Genomic DNA, 16,310 nt, shown 5'->3' on the forward strand with positions numbered 1-16,310 from the left:
TCGGGTACCCGAACTTTCTGGAGCCCAGATGACTCGCACCGCCGCGCAGCCACGTACCGGCCGCGCCCGCCTCTTCGTCCTGCTCGGACCCGCCTTCGTGGCGGCCATCGCCTACGTGGATCCCGGCAACGTGGCCGCGAACCTCACCGCGGGCGCGCGGTTCGGGTACCTGCTCGTCTGGGTGCTCGTGGCGGCCAACGCGATGGCTGTGCTGGTGCAGTACCTGTCGGCCAAGCTCGGCGTGGTCACGGGCCGGTCGCTGCCCGAGGTGCTGGGGGAGCGGCTGCCCCGCCCGGCGCGGCTGGCGTACTGGGCGCAGGCGGAGGTCGTCGCCGCGGCGACCGACCTCGCCGAGGTGATCGGCGGCGCCATCGCGCTGAACCTGCTGTTCGGCGTGCCGCTCGTGCTGGGCGGCGTCATCACCGGGGTGGTGTCCCTGCTCGTGCTGGCGGTGCAGCAGCGGCGTGGCCAGCGGGCCTTCGAGGGCGTCGTCACCTCGATGCTCGCCGTGCTCACGGTCGGCTTCTGCGCCGGCCTGTTCTTCTCCCCGCCCGACCCGGCCGCCATGCTGGCCGGCCTCGTGCCCCGCCTCCAGGGCGCCGACTCCGTGCTCCTGGCCGCCTCCATGCTCGGCGCCACGGTGATGCCGCACGCGATCTACCTGCACTCCTCGCTGGCCCGCGACCACCTGCACGCACCATCCACGTCGGTGCCGCGCATCCTGCGCGCCACGCGCGTCGACGTGGTGCTGGCCCTGATCCTGGCCGGGAGCGTGAACATCGCGATGCTGCTGCTCGCCGCCGCGAACCTCGCGGGCCGGGAGGGGACCGACACCATCGAGGGCGCGCACGCCGCCATCGCCGGCACCCTCGGGCCGGTCGTGGGCGTGCTGTTCGCGGTCGGGCTGCTGGCCTCGGGGCTGGCGTCCACGTCCGTCGGGGCCTACGCGGGGGCGGAGATCATGTCCGGCCTGCTGCGGATCCGCGTGTCGCTGCTGACCCGCCGGCTGGTCACGCTGCTGCCCGCGATCGTGCTGCTCATGACCGGGATCTCGCCCACGTGGCTGCTGGTCGTGAGCCAGGTGGTGCTGAGCTTCGGCATCCCGTTCGCGATGATCCCGCTCGTGCGGCTCACCCGGGACCGCGAGCTGCTGGGCGAGCACCGGAACGCCGTGACCACCCAGGTGCTGGCCTGGGTGGTCGCGGGCGTGATCGTGGCGCTGAACGTCACCCTGCTCTGGCTCACGTTCACCGGTTGAACGTCGCGCGGGGCGGGGCGGTGACGTCGCCTACTCGTCGAGGTAGGCGACGTCCCCGTTCGAGCTGCGCATCTCGACGGTGCGGGCGGCATCCGGGTCGACCGGGCCCTCGACGATCTCGTCGCCGTTCGACGTCCGCATCGTCAGGGCCACCGGCTCGCCGTCGCCGTGCACCGTGATCCGGCCGTTGCTGGTCTCGGCGTAGACGTTCCCGGCCACGGCCGAGATCTCCACCGACCCGTTGCTGGTCGTCGCCGAGGCGTCGCCCGTCACCGAGTCGACGGTGATCCGGCCGTTGCTGGTGTCGCCGGTGACCGTGCCGTCCACGTCGCCCACGGAGATCTCGCCGTTGGAGGTGGAGACCTCCACGTCGGCGCCCGCGTTCGCGACCGTGATGTCGCCGTTGCTGGAGCGGGCCGACAGCGGGCCGGCGATGTCGGTGGCCTCGACCCGCCCGTTGCTCGTGTGCACGGACACGTCGCCGGCCACGCCGCTCGCGACGACGTCGCCGTTCTCGGTGCGCACCACCACCTCGGTGCCGGCGGGCAGCGTCACGTCGAGCTCGCCGGAGCAGCGGGAGAAGATGACGGACGACCCGCAGCGGTGCGTGATCTCCAGCCGGTTCGCGGACTCGTCCGCCGCGTACCGCGGCTCCCGCACGCCGCTGTGGGCGACGGCGTCCACCACGACGTCGCCGTCGGCCGCGTTGACCGTGACGTCGCCGTCGGCGACCAGCTCGACGGTCTCCGCGGCCGCGTACGTGTGCCGGGTCGTGGTGGTCTCGGACACCATCAGGTCCACGAGGAACAGCGCCCCGAAGCCGACGACGACGACTCCGAGCACCACGCCGAGCGTGGTCAGCACGCGGGCGGTCGCCCCGCGCTGGGGCGGCACCGGCGGGTATCCGGCGTCCTGCACGTAGTCGTCCGGGGGAGGCTGGGTCATCAGCGTGCTCCGTTCTGGTCGAGCCAGCGCAGCACGGCGAGCACCCGGCGGTGGTCGTCGGCGGCCGGCGGGAGGCCGAGCTTGGTCAGGATGTTGGTGACGTGCTTCTCCACGGCGGCCAGCCCCACGACGAGGCGGTCCGCGATGGCGGCGTTGGAACGTCCCTCGGCCATGAGCGCGAGCACCTCGCGCTCGCGGCGGGTCAGGACGTCGAGGTCGGAGCCGGGATGGCGGGCGATGATCTGCGTGACCACCTCGGGGTCAACGACGGTGCCGCCTCCGGACACCCGGGCGACGGCGTCGAGGAACTCGTCGACGTCGGCCACGCGGTCCTTGAGCACGTAGCCCAGGCCGCGCGCGCCGCGGGCGAACAGCTCGCTCGCGTAGCTCTGCTCCACGTACTGCGACAGCACGAGCACGGGCAGGTCCGGGTGCAGGCTGCGCAGGTGCACGGCGGCGCGCAGTCCCTCGTCGGTGTGCGACGGCGGCATGCGGACGTCGGTGACGAGCAGGTCGGGCAGCGGAGCCCCCGGCGTCGACAGCGCGAGGACGAGACGGTCCGCCGTGCCGTACCCGGTCACCTCGTGGCCCTCCGCCACGAGCAGGCGGGTGAGGCCGTCCAGGAGGAGCACTGAGTCCTCCGCGATCACGATGCGCACGGGACCTCCACGGTCAGGCGGGTTCCCGCGCCGGGCGGGCTGTCGAGCTCGAAGGTGCCGTCCAGGGCCGCGACCCGGCCGCGCAGGCCGGCGAGGCCGCTGCCGGGCGACAGCTCGGCGCCGCCGCGGCCGTCGTCGGACACCGCGACGCGCAGGCGCGCCGGGTGGTCGTCCGGCACGAGGCTCGCGTGCACCAGGACCATGTCCGCCGCGGCGTGCTTGGCCACGTTGGTCAGGGCCTCCGCGACCACGAAGTACGCGGCGGCCTGTGCGGCAGCGCTGGCGGGCGAGAGGTCGCCCGTCACCTCGACGCGCACCGGGACCGGGCTGCGGCCCGCGAGCGCGGACAGTGCCGCGTCGAGCCCGCGGTCCGAGAGGACGGCGGGGTGGATGCCGCGCACCAGGTCGCGCAGCTCGGCGAGGGTCTCCTTGATCTCGCGGTGCGCGAGCTCCAGGGCGGCGACGGCGTGCTCGGGGTCCTTGTCGGCCAGCCGGCGCGCGACGCCGAGCTCGACGCCGAGGGCGACCAGGCGCTGCTGGGCGCCGTCGTGCAGGTCGCGTTCGATGCGGCGACGCTCGGTGTCGGCGGCGGACACCGCCGCGGTGCGCGACTCGGTGAGCACCACGGCGCGCTCGCGGGCGGTGTGCGCGGCGGCCTCGGCCAGGCGCGTCTCCCGCTCGGCGGCGGCGGCGCGGGCATGGGCCACCTCGGTCGCGGACGGGCCGAGCAGGACCGTCGCGAGGCGCACCATGAGGTACGACCCGTACTGCGCGAGGGCGGCGGCCGCCCACCCGAGCACGACGGCCCCGACGAGCGCGCCGACCACGGTGGCCGGCCAGGACAGTGCGATCGAAACCGCCACCCGGTCGCCGGACCATTCGGCGAGGGAGCTGCCCCGGCCCAGTGCCACGAAGGCCACCGCGGCGGCCGCTCCCGCAGCCAGGCCGGTGGAGACCGCGAAGAACACGGAGGTCAGGAGCATCGCGAGGAACGCATAGAGCGTGGCTGCCCAGGCGCGGCCGTCGCGGATCGGCGCCCACAGCCTCGACCAGAAGCCGCGCGGTGCGCTGCCCAGGGGCAGTGGGGCGGGGATGGCGACCCCGGTCTGGGCGGCGATGCGGGCGCGCTCGGCCGCGCCGAACCAGCGCGCCGCGACCAGGGAGATCGCGAGGAGCGGGAGCCCGATGCCGAGCGCCGGGACGATCCCGGCCGAGACCACCACGAGGATCCACAGGATCAGGCCACCCGTGAGGTGCCAGATCCAGCCGACCGCGAGGGCGGCGAAGGCGCGTCCGGTGGCGGCGTCGTACGGGGCGCGGAAGAACGCCGGGCCCGAGACGAGCGCGGGGGCCACCTGGTCCGCGAGGGTGCGGGGCGGGGGCGCCGGCGTCGGGCCGTCATCGCTGGTCATGGACACGACACTAGGCGGACCGGCGCCCCCGGCACATTGAGTGACCCCACCGGGTGCGGGTGGGGTTTTCCCTACCTACGGAGCGCTCAGGCGAAGGCGCTGGTGCCCGTGATCTCGCGGCCGATGATGAGGGCCTGCATGCTCTCGGTGCCCTCGTAGGTGTGCAGGGCCTCGATGTCGGCGAAGTGCCGGGCCACGCGGTTCTCCAGCAGGATGCCGTTGCCGCCGAGCAGGTCGCGGGCGATCGACGCGATCTCGCGGGCGCCGCGCGTGCAGGTGTACTTCGCGAGCGAGGCCTGCGGGCCGGTGAGCTGCTCGGCCTCGTCGAGCCGTGTCATCTGCTTCACGAGGAGCTGCATCTGGGTGAGGATCGACAGCATCTTCGTCAGGCGCTCCTGCACCATCTGGCTCGCCGCGAGCGGCCGGCCGAACTGCACGCGCTGCTTGGAGTAGGCCACGGCCGTCTCGTAGCAGGCGATGGCCTGCCCCACGGCGCCCCAGGCCACGCCGAGCCGCGTGGCGAACAGCACGCGGCCGGTGTCCTTGAAGGACCGGGACTTGGGCAGCAGGCTGTCGGCCGGCACGAACACGTCGTTCAGCACGATGTGCGCCTGGTGGATGGCGCGCAGGGAGAGCTTGCCCTGGATGGTCGTGGCCTCGTAGCCCGGGGTGTCCTGCGGCACGATGTAGCCGTGGACTGCGTTGTCGCCGCCGTCCCCCACGTGTCTGGCCCACACCACCGAGATGTCGCCGATCGAGCCGAAGCCGATCCACTTCTTCTCGCCGTTGATGACGTACCCCTCGACGCCGTCACGCGTCTCCTGCACGGCGGAGGTCTCCAGACCCACGGAGTCCGAGCCGTGCGTGGGCTCCGTGAGCGCGAAGGCGCCCAGGATCTCGCCGCGGGCCATCGGGCCGGCGTACTTCTGGATCTGCTCGTCGGAGCCGAGCATCACGATCGAGCGCAGCGCGAGGCCGCCCTGCACGCCGCAGATGGTGGTCACGGAGCCGTCGCCGCGCGACATCTCCATCGCGGACAGACCCTCGGCCATCTTGGAGATCTTCGGGAAGCCGGGCACGTCCACGCCGTCGCGCAGGAAGTCCAGCTCGGCCATGCGCTTGACCAGGTCCATCGGTACCTCGTACCGCTCCCAGTAGCCGTCGATGACGGGGAGCACCTCGTCCTGCACGAACTGACGGACGGCGAGCTGCTGGGCCCGCTCCTCCTCCGTGATGTCGGCGAACACGCCGGCGAAGTCGATGTCGAGCGGTTGCGAGACGTCGTAGGCGGGCGCCGTCACCCCGGGGGTCTGAGTCATGCCTCCCATGGTGCGCCGGTACCGGATCTCAGGTCAAGCGATACTACGTCTCACCCGATCGACGCCTCGGTGTGGCGGCAGGTGTGCCCGCGCGCCCACGGCTGCGGCCGGGTCCGCACCCGTTCGCCCGACGCCGCGGCGCGCCGCACCTCGAGCTGGAGGTACTGGTCCTGCGCCGCCTCGGCCACGGAGTACGGCGGCGTCGCCCCGTGCAGCACGTGGTCGGCCATGTCGGCCACGATGCGCGCGATCGACAGCTCGTCGTCGGGCAGGCGGGCCGGGCGGAACGCGTTGCGGTACGCCCACTCGCCGTCGAGCGTGTACCCGCGCAGGAACAGGCCCTCGTGGCTGCCGGCGCCGCCCGCGGCCACCCGCTCCAGCGTGGAGCGCAGGGGCTGTCCGTCGGTACCGATCGTGCGCACGACGTCGTCGCGCAGCTCACCCCGTTCGCCGCGGACCAGCAGGGCGGGGGAGCGGACCCAGGAGCGGTACTGGACGTCGTCGAACTCGTAGGTGCCGAGGCGGTCGCCGAAGTCCAGCCACGCGGTCGCGTGCACGGTGTCGACGAGGGTGAGGTCGTCGGGGTCGTCCGCCCGGCTGGGGCTCGGCAGCACCCGGCGGGCGTCGCGCCGGGCGGTGATCTCGACGTCCTCGAAGCCGGCGCCCAGGGCGCGGCGCAGCACGCTGATGCCGTGGTAGTCGTGCGCGACGGCGACGTGCGCGTCCGTCACGGTGCCCAGCAGGCCGGACGCCGCGACCGCGAGCTGCGCCTCGATCAGCGGCTCCAGGTGGTACTGCTCGGCCACGTGCACGCAGGCGCCGTCGTCCACGAGCCGCTGCAGCGCGGCCAGCTCCTCGACCGTGCCGGCCGCCGGCGTCTCCGTGAGCACGGGTACCCCGGCGGCGGCCAGGTCGCGGATCACCGGCTGGGCCGCGCCCGCGGGGAGCGTCAGCAGCACCAGGTCCGGGGCGCCGCCGTCGAGCAGCTCCGGCACCGAGGCGAAGGCCGGGGCGGGCAGCCCCGGCAGCCCGGCGGCGGGCAGGCCGCGGCTCGCCAGCCCCTCGCGGTCCGCCGCGTTGCGGGTGGCGACCCCGGCCACCTCGAAGCGGTCCGGCAGGGCGTGCAGCACCCGCAGCATGGTGCGGGCGCGAAAGCCCGAGCCGACGATCCCGATCCTGGCCGTGCGCTCCTGTGCGTTCACGAGCGCCGACGGTACGCGATCAGGCCGTCGCGACCGCCGTGCGGTCCGGCCCGGCGTTCTCCCGGCGGCTGATGCGCCACCACGCGAAGAAGCCGAACAGCGTGAACGCCCCGTAGATCACGTACATCAGCGCGGTGGCCCAGTACCCGGCGGAGAACAGCAGCGGGACGCCCACGAGGTCGACGGCCACCCAGATCAGCCAGAACTCGACCCAGCCCTTGGCCATGCCGTAGGTGGCGAGCACGGAGCCCGTGAAGATCCAGGCGTCGGCCCAGACCGGCTCGAACGAGCCGAGGGCGCGGAAGAGGGGGGTCAGGAGCAGGGTCCCGGCGAGCATGCCGGTCACGAGGCCGATGCGGACCCGCCACGAGGCCCAGCGCGGGTGCACCGCGACCGTGCCGGCGCCGCCGGCCCGCTGGGTCTGCCGCCAGCGGTACCAGCCGTAGATCGAGACCGCGATGAACATGATCTGCCGGGCGGCCTGGCCCAGCATGTCGGCCCGCCCCGTCTCGCCGAACCAGGAGCCCATGAAGACGGTGAAGAGCAGGATGTTGCCGACGATGCCCACCGGCCACGCCCACACCTTGCGGCGCAGGCCGCCGAGCGCGGAGGTCAGGCCGAACAGGTTGCCGATGACCTCGCGCCAGTAGATCTGCTGGTCGCCGACCAGGAATGTCGCGTCATAGGCGGCGCGGAACCAGTCCATTTCTCTTCCCTCTCCAGGTCCGCACACGGGGACTCCGGGGTGAGGGCCGGCGCGCCACGACGGCGCCGACGACGGTGCGGTGCCGGGACCCCGAGGGGTCGACGGCGCGCGCCGCACGTGCTTCCTCCCATCCGGACTTTCACCGTCGGTCCTGGAGTTCCACCAGGTCAACCGGGTTCTCCCGAAGGAGCGACCCGGGTCGCGGACTGTCACCGCCGGCTCGGAATTTCACCGACCCCGGAGCACGTGTGCAACTGCTGCTGCACGATCTCTAGCGGAACACAGGATGCCACGGCGGCATTCCCGGCCGGAAGCACCGCAGGCCTCGGACGGCCGCCGGGTGTCAGACGAGCGCGTCCCGGACGGCGCGGGCCACCTCGTCGGGACCGGCCACCCCCTCGACGACGGTGACGACGACGCGGCGGGTGACCGGGGTGCCGTCGTCGGCCAGGGGGCTGGCGGCCGTGCCGAGCACGGCGGCGCGCCGCAGGTCGGCGAAGGCCTCCTCCAGCTCGGGCCGCAGCTCGAGCGACGGTGTGCGCAGCCAGCGCCGCAGGATCGCGTTGTGCACCGCGACCACCGAGGCCGCGAACGCGATCGACGCCGTGGAGGCGGAGCGCTCAGGCGGCAGGGTGTCGCGCAGGTAGTGCGTGAACGCCCGTTCGTAGCGGTGCGTGGTGATGAGCTCGCGGTCGCGCAGGGCCGGGACCTGCTGCAGCAGGGCGTACCGGGCCAGCGAGGTCTCGCGCTGGCCCACGTGGTGGTCGAACACCATGCGCGCCGCACGGCACACCTCGAGGTACGGGTCGACGTCGGGGTCCCAGCCCCGGCCCAGGTCGTGGCCGGACTCCTCGCTCGCCCGCGCGTCGGGGCGGGTCGCGGCCAGCATGACCACCACCTCCTCGAGCAGCAGCTCGTGGTCCGCGAAGACCACGTCCTCCTTCGAGCGGAACCGGCGGAAGAACGTCGCACGACTCACCTTGGCGGCGTCGGCGATCTCCTCGACGGTGGTTCCCTCGTACCCCTGTCGGGTGAACAGGTCCACCGCGGCGTCGACTGCCTGCGCGTGCGTGTGGGTACGGACGGCGGTCATGCCAGGCAGGTTACCGCGTGTCCCCCGGGCGCCGTGAAGAGTCTTTGAGCGAAGAATGCGGTTCATGATGCGAATTTTCCCGTTTGCCGGAGATCTTCCCTGACTGCAGTCTGCGCAGGTAGCGCACCTCGCGCACGGCCATCAGCAGGCCGAGAACACCGGGTACCGCGGACCACGGATGACCGAGGATCACACCCACCAGACACACCAGAAAGATCACCCCGCCACCCACGACGGTGGCGAGACTTCCCCATCGGATCCCGGTCACGCAGTGAGCGTAGTCTGCTGCGCGTGACCGAGACCGCAGCCCGTCCCGTCGTCGACGTCTACGTCGACCCCCTCTGCCCCTTCGCCTGGATCACGTCGCGCTGGGCCCTCGAGGTGGCCCAGATCCGCGACGTCGAGCTCACCTTCAAGCTGATGAGCCTCTACCTGCTCAACAAGGACCGGGACATCCCCGACGACTACCGGGCGCGCATCGAGCGCTCCCGCGGGATCGGCCGCGTCGCGGCGGCCGTCCAGACCGACCACGGCCCCGAGGCCTTCTCGGCCTTCTACACCGCCGCCGGCACGCGCATCCACAACCAGCAGGACAAGGACTTCGACGCCGTGGCCGTCGTGGCGCTCGCCGAGGCCGGCCTGCCCGCGGAGCTCGCGCGGGCCGGGGTGTCGGAGGACTACGACGAGGAGCTCGCGGCCTCCCACGAGGCCGGCATGAAGCCCGTCGGGGACGACGTCGGCACGCCCACCCTCCACGTCGACGGCGTCGCGTTCTTCGGCCCCGTGCTCACGCGCATCCCGCGCGGCGAGGAGGCGGGCGCGCTGTTCGACGCCTCGGTGGCGCTGGCGCGCTACCCGTACTTCTACGAGATCAAGCGGTCGCGCACCACCGACCCTCAGTTCGACTGACCGACGGCACCAGAGGAAACATGACTCTCGACCTGCGCATCTTCATCGAGCCCCAGCAGGGCGCCTCCTACGACGACCAGCTCGCCGTCGCCCGGGCGACCGAGCGGCTCGGGTTCAGCGCGTTCTTCCGCTCCGACCACTACCTCGCCATGGGGGACCGCGACGGCCTGCCCGGCCCCACCGACTCCTGGATCACGCTCGCCGGGCTCGCCCGCGAGACGTCCACGGTGCGGCTCGGCACGCTCGTCTCCTCGGCGACGTTCCGGCACCCCGGCGTGCTGGCCATCCAGGTGGCGCAGGTGGACCAGATGTCCGGCGGCCGCGTGGAGCTGGGCCTCGGCACCGGCTGGTTCGCTGCCGAGCATGCCGCGTACGGGATCCCGTTCCCCGAGAAGCGGTTCGGCATCCTCGAGGAGCAGCTCGCCGTCGTCACCGGGCTGTGGGGCACGCCCGTGGGCGAGAAGTTCTCCTTCTCCGGCGAGCACTACCAGGTCACCGACTCGCCGGCGCTGCCCAAGCCCGCGCAGGCGAAGATCCCCGTGCTCGTCGGGGGCGGCGGCCCGCGCCGCACGCCCGCGCTGGCGGCGCGGTACGGCGACGAGTACAACCAGTCCTTCCCGGAGATCGACGCGATCGGCCCGCGGATCAAGGTGGTCGAGAAGGCGCTGTCCGACGCCGGGCGCGCGCCCGGCTCGATCGTCCAGTCGGTCGCGCTCGTCGCCGCGATCGGCCAGGACGAGGCCGAGTTCACCCGCCGCGCCGCCGCGATCGGGCGCGAGCCCGGCGAGCTGCGCGAGCACGGCATCGCCGGCACCGTCGCCGAGGCCGCGGACCGGCTCAAGGCCCTGGAGGCAGAGGGCGTCCAGCGCGTCTACCTGCAGGTGCTCGACCTGGCGGACCTCGACCACCTCGACCTGGTGGCGCGCGAGGTGCGCCCGCAGCTCGGCTGACGCGTCCCCGCTGGCTCCCGGGCCGCCCCGCCACCGCGGGGCGGCCCGTTCGCTTCCGCAGGCCGTCGCGGTGAATGTTCCCTAGGGTCGTCTCAGCCGCTCCCCGCGACGCACCCAGGAGAAGTCATGCAGAGCTTTTCTCGTGTTGCCCGTGCTTCTCTGGCAGCGACGGCGCTCGTCGCCGGAACGTTCGTCGTCGGGCCGGCCGCCGCTGCCGGCGGCGGCTTCCAGCGGGGTCCGGATCCGACCGAGGCGAGCGTCGAGGCGCCGCTGGGCGCGTTCGACGTCGGCGTCGCCGTCATCTCCCGGGCCACCGCCGTCGGGTTCGGCGGCGGCACGGTCTACTACCCGACCGACACCTCCGAGGGCACGTTCGGCGCGGTCGCCGTCTCGCCGGGCTACACGGGCACGCAGGCGAGCATCGCGTGGCTCGGCCCGCGGCTGGCCTCGCAGGGCTTCGTGGTCGTGACCATCGACACGTTCACCGGCGGCGACTCGCCCGCCAGCCGCGGCGACCAGCTCCTCGCCGCGCTGGACCAGCTGCGGGACACCGCGGTGGCGGACCGGATCGACCCCGCCCGCCTGGCGGTGATGGGCCACTCGATGGGCGGCGGCGGCAGCCTGGAGGCGGCCAAGGACCGGCCCGGGCTGCGGGCGGTCGTGCCGCTCACGCCGTGGAACGTGGACAAGACGTTTCCCGAGGTCAGCGCACCGACCCTGGTGGTCGGGGCCGAGCGTGACACGGTCGCCCGGGTGCGCCTGCACGCCGAGCCGATGTACGAGTCGCTCCCGGCCGGTGGCGACAAGGCCTACCTCGAGCTGCGCGGCGCGAGGCACGACGCGCCGAACTTCCCCGACCCGACCATCGCCAGGTACAGCATCTCGTGGCTCAAGCTTTACGTGGACGACGACGCGCGCTACGCCCGGTTCCTCTGCCCCGCGCCGGAGACGGACGAGCAGATCAGCGAGTACCGCGGCACCTGCTGACCCGGCCGCACCTGTTGACCTATAGGATCCGCGCGACAATCCCGTTGCGAGATCAAGGACAACACAATGCGACTCGGCTGGAAGCTGCACGGTGACGGTGCCCGCATCGCACCCGGAGAGGTGGTGGCCCCGCACGAGCGGCTGAGCTGGCCACGGACCATCGGGATCGGCCTGCAGCACATCGTCGCGATGTTCGGCGCCACCTTCCTGGTGCCGGTCCTCACCGACTTCGACCCGGCGACCACGCTGTTCTTCTCGGCGATCGGCACCATCACCTTCCTGCTCGTCACGGGCAACAAGCTCCCGAGCTACCTGGGGTCGAGCTTCGCGTTCATCGCGCCGATCACCGCGGCCACGGCGTCGGGCGGGCAGTCCGTGGCGATCGGCGGCATCCTCGCCACCGGCCTGCTCCTGGCCCTCGTCGGCGTGGTGGTGCACTTCGCCGGGCCGCGCTGGATCCAGATCGCCATGCCGCCGGTCGTGACCGGTGTGATCGTGGCGCTCATCGGGCTCAACCTGGCGCCGGTGGCCTGGAGCAACTTCCAGAAGTTCCCGGTCACGGCGGTGGTGACCCTCGCCTCGATCATCCTGATCCAGGTGCTGTTCCGGGGCATCGTCGGCCGCCTGGCGATCCTGCTCGGCGTGGTGATCGGCTACGCCTTCGCCGCGGCCCGCGGCGAGGTCAGCTTCGAGAAGGTCGAGGCGGCCGGCTGGCTCGGCCTGCCGCACTTCACCGCGCCGTCGTTCGACCCGAGCGTGCTCGGGCTGTTCCTCCCGGTGGTCCTGGTGCTCATCGCGGAGAACGTGGGCCACGTGAAGTCGGTGGCCGCGATGACGGGCCGGGACTACGACCGGCTCACCGGCCGCGCCCTCCTGGCCGACGGCGTGGCGACCACCCTCGCCGGCCTCGGCGGCGGCTCCGGCACCACCACGTACGCGGAGAACATCGGCGTGATGGCCGCCTCCCGCGTGTACTCCACGGCGGCGTACTGGGTGGCCGCGTTCGGCGCGCTGCTCCTCAGCCTCTCGCCGAAGTTCGGCGCGCTGATCGCCACCGTGCCGGACGGCGTGCTCGGCGGTGTGACGACCATGCTCTACGGGATGATCGGCATCCTCGGTGCCCGCATCTGGGTGCAGGCGAACGTCAACTTCTCCGACCCGGTGAACCTGACCACGGCGGCCGTGCCGCTCGTCATCGGCATCGCCGACTTCACGTGGACGGCCGGCGACCTGCAGTTCGGCGGCATCGCACTCGGCACCGCATCGGCCCTGGTCATCTACCACGTCATGCGCGCGATCGGCCGCTGGCGCGGCACCGCGGAGGGCTGACCCTGGACAGTGGGCTGAACGCGTGGTTAGCATATTGAACATGCGTTCAGCCCACTCCGGACCAGCCGGTCCGGAGGACCTCACCGCCCGCGCCCGGATCCGCGATGCCGCGATCCGCCGGTTCGCGGTGGAGGGCTTCGGCGCGCCCGTCCGGGCCGTCGCGGCCGACGCCGGGGTGAGCGCCGGCCTGGTGATGCACCACTTCGGCTCCAAGGACAAGCTCCGCGCCGAGTGCGACGCGCAGGTGCTGGCCACGATCCGCCGGCTCAAGCAGGAGAACGTCGAGATCGTCGCGTCCGGCCAGAGCTTCTTCCACCGGTTCGCGGCCGTCGACGAGAACGCGCCGCTGGTCGGCTACATCCTGCGGTCCATGCAGGACGGCAGCCCCCTGGCCCGCGAGTTCATCGACCACATGGTCACCGACTCCGTCGGCTACATCCGGGACGGGGTCGCTGCCGGCGTGATCGTGCCGAGCCGGGACGACGCCGCCCGGGCCCGGTACCTCACGCTCTCGTCCCTCGGCGCGCTGCTGCTCGAGGTGACGCTCAGCCCGCCGTCCGACCCCGCCGACCTGGTGGGCATCGTCCGCGGCTACCTCACGAGCAGCTACCTCCCCATGATGGAGCTGTTCACCGAGGGGTTCCTCACGTCCCGCCGCATGCTCGACGAGTACCTCCTGTACGTTCCCGACCCGCCTCCGTCGGACGAGGTGGCGCCCACGCCTGCCCCAGGTTGACCGGACCGCCGGTCGAGCGCCGCCCTGCCACGTCCCCCTCCCGACGTCAGAGAGCGAACCAGCCATGACCGCAACACCCGCGATCGAGATCCACGACCTGCACAAGTCGTTCGGCGCCGTGAAGGCGCTCGACGGCCTGAACCTGATCGTCCGCCCGGGAGAGGTCGCGGGATTCCTCGGCCCCAACGGGGCGGGCAAGTCCACCACCATCCGCGTGCTGCTCGGCCTGCTCCGGCCCGACTCCGGACGGGCCAGCCTGCTCGGCGGCGACCCGTTCGCCCAGGCCGTCGACCTGCACGGGCGCCTCGCGTACGTGCCGGGCGACGTCACGCTCTGGCCCAAGCTGACCGGTGGCGAGGCGATCGACCTCCTCCTCCGGCTCCGCGGGGTCGAGGTCGACCGGGCGCGCAAGGAGCGCATGCTCCAGCGTTTCGAGCTGGACCCCACCAAGCGGGCCGGCACCTACTCGAAGGGCAACCGGCAGAAGGTCGCCCTGGTCGCGGCGCTGAGCGCCGACGCGGAGCTGCTGGTGCTCGACGAGCCCACCTCGGGTCTGGACCCCCTCATGGAGGCGGTGTTCCAGGACTCCATCCGTGAGGCGACGGCCACGGGCACCTCGGTGCTGCTCTCGAGCCACATCCTCGGCGAGGTCGAGGCGTTGTGCGACACCGTGACGATCATCCGCAACGGCAAGGACGTGCAGTCCGGCACGCTCGCCGAGCTGCGCCACCTCACGCGGTCCAAGGTCTCGGCCGTGGTCAGCGGGGACGTCACCGTGCTGGACTCGGTCGCGGGCGTGCACGACCTCGTCGTGAGCGACGGCGGCGGCGCTGCGGCGTCGGGGGCGGCGTCGTCCCGCATCGCGTTCCACGTGGACGACGACGCTCTGCCCCGGGTCACCCAGGCCCTGGCGAGCCTGGAGCCGCACGGCCTGACCATCGAGCCGCCGTCGCTGGAGGAGCTGTTCCTGCGGCAGTACGGCGACGAGCTCGAGCGGCTCGAGGACGCGCCCGCCGACGGCGGCTCCCTGAAGGCGGGCCGGCGATGAGCGCGACGACGCTGCCGGCCGTCCCGGTCCTGGAGCGTCCCGCGCTCGCGCTGCGGGGCGCGTTCGCGGGCACGGGAGACCTGCTGCGGCTCGCGCTGCGCCGCGACCGCGTGCTCCTGCCCGCGCAGATCCTCGTGTGCGTGCTGCTGTTCGTCAGCACCCTGAGCTCCGTGTCCGAGCTGTACGGGACCCAGGAGCAGCGCGACACGATCCAGGCCACCCTGGTGACCAACCCGGCGTTCCTGGTGCTGCTCGGGCCCTACGAGAACACGGGGTCGATCGCGTCGACCGTCTCGTGGCGCGTCGGCATCTTCATGGTCGCCGTCTTCGGCGTGCTCGCCGCCATGGCGGTGGTGCGGCACACCCGCAAGGAGGAGCAGCTCGGCCGGCTGGAGCTCGTGCGGGCCGCCCGGGTCGGATCGCTGGCGCCGCTCGTCACCGGCCTGGTCGTCGGCGTGCTCTTCTCGATCGTCTCGGGCGCGCTGACCACCGCGGTGGTGTGGCCGGAGGGGCCGTCCGCCGGCGCTGTGGCCCTCGGCGCGCAGGTCGCCGCGATCGGCCTGGCGGCGTCCGGTCTCGCGGCGGTGGCGGCGCAGGTCGCGTCGTCGTCCCGCGCGGCCAACGCGATCGGCGTGTGGATCGTCATCGGCGGCTACCTGCTGCGCGGTGGGGCCGACGTCGACCCGGACGAGCTGGGCTGGCTCCACTGGGTCTCCCCGGTCGGCTGGGCGCAGCAGATCGACCCCTACGGCGCGAACGACCACGGGCCGTTCCTGCTGTGCGCCGCGCTGTTCGTCGTGGGCGGGGTGGCCGCCGGCTGGCTCACGCTGCACCGCGACCTGGGCGCGGGCCTGATCGCGGAACGGCGCGGGCCGGCGCACTCCACGTCGCTCACCTCGACAGTGGCGCTCATGGCACGGCTCACCCGCTCCTCGTTCGTCATCTGGGCGGTCTCGATCGGCGTCTACATGTTCTTCGTCGGGTACCTCATGGCGACCGCCGGGAACCTGGTGACCGAGAACGAGCAGTTCGCCGAGTACGTCGCCGCCATGGGCGTCCGGGGTTCCGACATCGCCGCGGGCTTCGCCGCGCTCATCATGTCCTGGACGGCCTACGCGGGTGCCGGCTACGGCGTCACGGTGGTCCAGGACATCCGCGGGGAGGAGGCACTGGGGCGCACCGAGGCGGTGCTCGCCACCCGTACGTCCCGGTCCGGATACCTCGCTGCCTGGCTGGCCGGGGCGGTCGGCGGGGCGATCCTGCTGCTCGGCGTGGCGGGGCTCGCCCTCGGGGCGGGCAACGCCCTGGCGTCCGACACCGGGTGGGGCGAGTCGCTCGGCGACGGCCTCGGCGCGGCCGTGGTGCACGTGCCGGCCGTGCTGGTCGTGATCGGACTCACGTCGGCGTTGTTCGGCTGGTTCCCTCGGCTGGTGGGTCTGGGGTGGGCCGTCATCGCGGCGAGCTTCCTGGTGACGCTGCTCGGCAGCCTGCTCGACCTGCCGGACGCCGTCGTCGACCTGTCGCCGTTCGCACACGCCCCGGCCGTGCCGGCAGTGGCGTGGGCCGACGTGGACTGGGCTCCGCTGGGCTGGTTGCTGCTGATCGCGTTCGCCCTGCTCACGCTCGCGTTCGCCGGATTCCGGCGCCGCGACGTGCCGGTCGTCTGACCGCCGCCGGGCTGGGCGCCAACTGTTCTCGGCATCCGCGTTCCGGTAGGGTTCAGGGCGCCGTCCGGTGTCAGCAGGCAGGTTCGCACA

Annotated in this window: 16 protein-coding genes and 1 riboswitch; of the genes, 8 read left to right on the top strand and 8 right to left on the bottom strand. The window is 72.8% G+C overall.

The annotated features are described in order from the left end of the window. Positions 1-28 precede the first annotated feature (28 nt). Positions 29-1,258, top strand: a complete 1,230-nt coding sequence (locus AB0I29_RS11340; protein ID WP_285107884.1) for an Nramp family divalent metal transporter — start codon at positions 29-31, stop codon at positions 1,256-1,258. 30 nt (positions 1,259-1,288) lie between these two features. Here AB0I29_RS11340 and AB0I29_RS11345 read toward each other — a convergent pair whose 3' ends face one another. The 8 genes from AB0I29_RS11345 to AB0I29_RS11380 form a co-directional block, all read right to left on the bottom strand. Next, entirely contained in the window at positions 1,289-2,203 is a 915-nt protein-coding gene (locus AB0I29_RS11345; RefSeq protein WP_357481581.1) for a hypothetical protein, read from the bottom strand. Beyond that, positions 2,203-2,862 (bottom strand): response regulator transcription factor, encoded by a 660-nt coding sequence (locus AB0I29_RS11350; RefSeq protein WP_357481583.1) that lies wholly within the window; start codon positions 2,860-2,862, stop codon positions 2,203-2,205. Before AB0I29_RS11350 ends, AB0I29_RS11345 begins: the two co-directional genes overlap by 1 nt. Beyond that, positions 2,850-4,274 carry a histidine kinase gene (locus AB0I29_RS11355; protein WP_357481585.1) on the bottom strand — a complete coding sequence of 475 codons (1,425 nt, stop codon included), beginning with the start codon at positions 4,272-4,274 and terminating at the stop codon, positions 2,850-2,852. Before AB0I29_RS11355 ends, AB0I29_RS11350 begins: the two co-directional genes overlap by 13 nt. Positions 4,275-4,360: 86 nt before the next feature. Next, positions 4,361-5,593, bottom strand: coding sequence for an acyl-CoA dehydrogenase family protein (locus tag AB0I29_RS11360; protein ID WP_357481587.1), 1,233 nt, complete (start codon positions 5,591-5,593; stop codon positions 4,361-4,363). A gap of 50 nt (positions 5,594-5,643) precedes the next feature. Further along, positions 5,644-6,795: a Gfo/Idh/MocA family oxidoreductase gene (locus AB0I29_RS11365; protein ID WP_357481589.1), complete on the bottom strand. Its 1,152-nt coding sequence runs from the start codon at positions 6,793-6,795 to the stop codon at positions 5,644-5,646. Between the two features lie 19 nt (positions 6,796-6,814). After that, the gene (gene pnuC, locus AB0I29_RS11370; protein ID WP_285107896.1) at positions 6,815-7,501 is read right to left on the bottom strand and encodes a nicotinamide riboside transporter PnuC; all 687 of its coding nucleotides are present in this window, start codon (positions 7,499-7,501) and stop codon (positions 6,815-6,817) included. 113 nt (positions 7,502-7,614) lie between these two features. Next, a riboswitch (FMN riboswitch) is annotated at positions 7,615-7,751 on the bottom strand. Positions 7,752-7,844: 93 nt separating this feature from the next. Continuing rightward, the gene (locus tag AB0I29_RS11375) at positions 7,845-8,594 is read right to left on the bottom strand and encodes a TetR/AcrR family transcriptional regulator (protein WP_285107898.1); all 750 of its coding nucleotides are present in this window, start codon (positions 8,592-8,594) and stop codon (positions 7,845-7,847) included. 10 nt (positions 8,595-8,604) lie between these two features. Next, positions 8,605-8,862 (bottom strand): hypothetical protein, encoded by a 258-nt coding sequence (locus AB0I29_RS11380; protein WP_285107900.1) that lies wholly within the window; start codon positions 8,860-8,862, stop codon positions 8,605-8,607. A gap of 23 nt (positions 8,863-8,885) precedes the next feature. Here AB0I29_RS11380 and AB0I29_RS11385 point away from each other — a divergent pair, with 23 nt between their 5' ends. The 7 genes from AB0I29_RS11385 to AB0I29_RS11415 all read left to right on the top strand — a co-directional run bounded on the left by AB0I29_RS11385 (position 8,886) and on the right by AB0I29_RS11415 (position 16,220). Further along, positions 8,886-9,503: a disulfide bond formation protein DsbA gene (locus AB0I29_RS11385; RefSeq protein WP_357481592.1), complete on the top strand. Its 618-nt coding sequence runs from the start codon at positions 8,886-8,888 to the stop codon at positions 9,501-9,503. Between the two features lie 20 nt (positions 9,504-9,523). Beyond that, positions 9,524-10,453, top strand: coding sequence for an LLM class F420-dependent oxidoreductase (locus tag AB0I29_RS11390; protein ID WP_285107904.1), 930 nt, complete (start codon positions 9,524-9,526; stop codon positions 10,451-10,453). A 126-nt stretch (positions 10,454-10,579) separates the two neighbouring features. Next, positions 10,580-11,440 (top strand): alpha/beta hydrolase, encoded by an 861-nt coding sequence (locus AB0I29_RS11395; protein ID WP_357481595.1) that lies wholly within the window; start codon positions 10,580-10,582, stop codon positions 11,438-11,440. Between the two features lie 66 nt (positions 11,441-11,506). Further along, on the top strand, positions 11,507-12,769 hold the full coding sequence (locus tag AB0I29_RS11400; RefSeq protein ID WP_285107908.1) for a solute carrier family 23 protein: 1,263 nt from the start codon (positions 11,507-11,509) through the stop codon (positions 12,767-12,769). 40 nt (positions 12,770-12,809) lie between these two features. Further along, on the top strand, positions 12,810-13,505 hold the full coding sequence (locus AB0I29_RS11405) for a TetR family transcriptional regulator (RefSeq protein ID WP_285107910.1): 696 nt from the start codon (positions 12,810-12,812) through the stop codon (positions 13,503-13,505). A 64-nt stretch (positions 13,506-13,569) separates the two neighbouring features. Beyond that, positions 13,570-14,553 (top strand): ABC transporter ATP-binding protein, encoded by a 984-nt coding sequence (locus AB0I29_RS11410; protein WP_357481598.1) that lies wholly within the window; start codon positions 13,570-13,572, stop codon positions 14,551-14,553. Further along, positions 14,550-16,220 (top strand): hypothetical protein, encoded by a 1,671-nt coding sequence (locus AB0I29_RS11415; protein ID WP_285107914.1) that lies wholly within the window; start codon positions 14,550-14,552, stop codon positions 16,218-16,220. Before AB0I29_RS11410 ends, AB0I29_RS11415 begins: the two co-directional genes overlap by 4 nt. The last annotated feature ends 90 nt before the right edge of the window (positions 16,221-16,310 follow it).

The sequence above is a fragment of the Promicromonospora sp. NPDC050262 genome (assembly GCF_040655935.1).
Classification (GTDB): domain Bacteria; phylum Actinomycetota; class Actinomycetes; order Actinomycetales; family Cellulomonadaceae; genus Promicromonospora.

Coding starts and splice junctions, on each gene's coding strand:
- AB0I29_RS11400 (WP_285107908.1), top strand. CDS start 11,507: ATGCGACTCGGCTGGAAGCTGCACGGTGACGGTGCCCGCATCGCACCC.
- AB0I29_RS11390 (WP_285107904.1), top strand. CDS start 9,524: ATGACTCTCGACCTGCGCATCTTCATCGAGCCCCAGCAGGGCGCCTCC.
- AB0I29_RS11410 (WP_357481598.1), top strand. CDS start 13,570: ATGACCGCAACACCCGCGATCGAGATCCACGACCTGCACAAGTCGTTC.
- pnuC (WP_285107896.1), bottom strand. CDS start 7,501: ATGGACTGGTTCCGCGCCGCCTATGACGCGACATTCCTGGTCGGCGAC.
- AB0I29_RS11360 (WP_357481587.1), bottom strand. CDS start 5,593: ATGACTCAGACCCCCGGGGTGACGGCGCCCGCCTACGACGTCTCGCAA.
- AB0I29_RS11395 (WP_357481595.1), top strand. CDS start 10,580: ATGCAGAGCTTTTCTCGTGTTGCCCGTGCTTCTCTGGCAGCGACGGCG.
- AB0I29_RS11375 (WP_285107898.1), bottom strand. CDS start 8,594: ATGACCGCCGTCCGTACCCACACGCACGCGCAGGCAGTCGACGCCGCG.
- AB0I29_RS11355 (WP_357481585.1), bottom strand. CDS start 4,274: ATGACCAGCGATGACGGCCCGACGCCGGCGCCCCCGCCCCGCACCCTC.
- AB0I29_RS11405 (WP_285107910.1), top strand. CDS start 12,810: ATGCGTTCAGCCCACTCCGGACCAGCCGGTCCGGAGGACCTCACCGCC.
- AB0I29_RS11415 (WP_285107914.1), top strand. CDS start 14,550: ATGAGCGCGACGACGCTGCCGGCCGTCCCGGTCCTGGAGCGTCCCGCG.
- AB0I29_RS11345 (WP_357481581.1), bottom strand. CDS start 2,203: ATGACCCAGCCTCCCCCGGACGACTACGTGCAGGACGCCGGATACCCG.
- AB0I29_RS11340 (WP_285107884.1), top strand. CDS start 29: ATGACTCGCACCGCCGCGCAGCCACGTACCGGCCGCGCCCGCCTCTTC.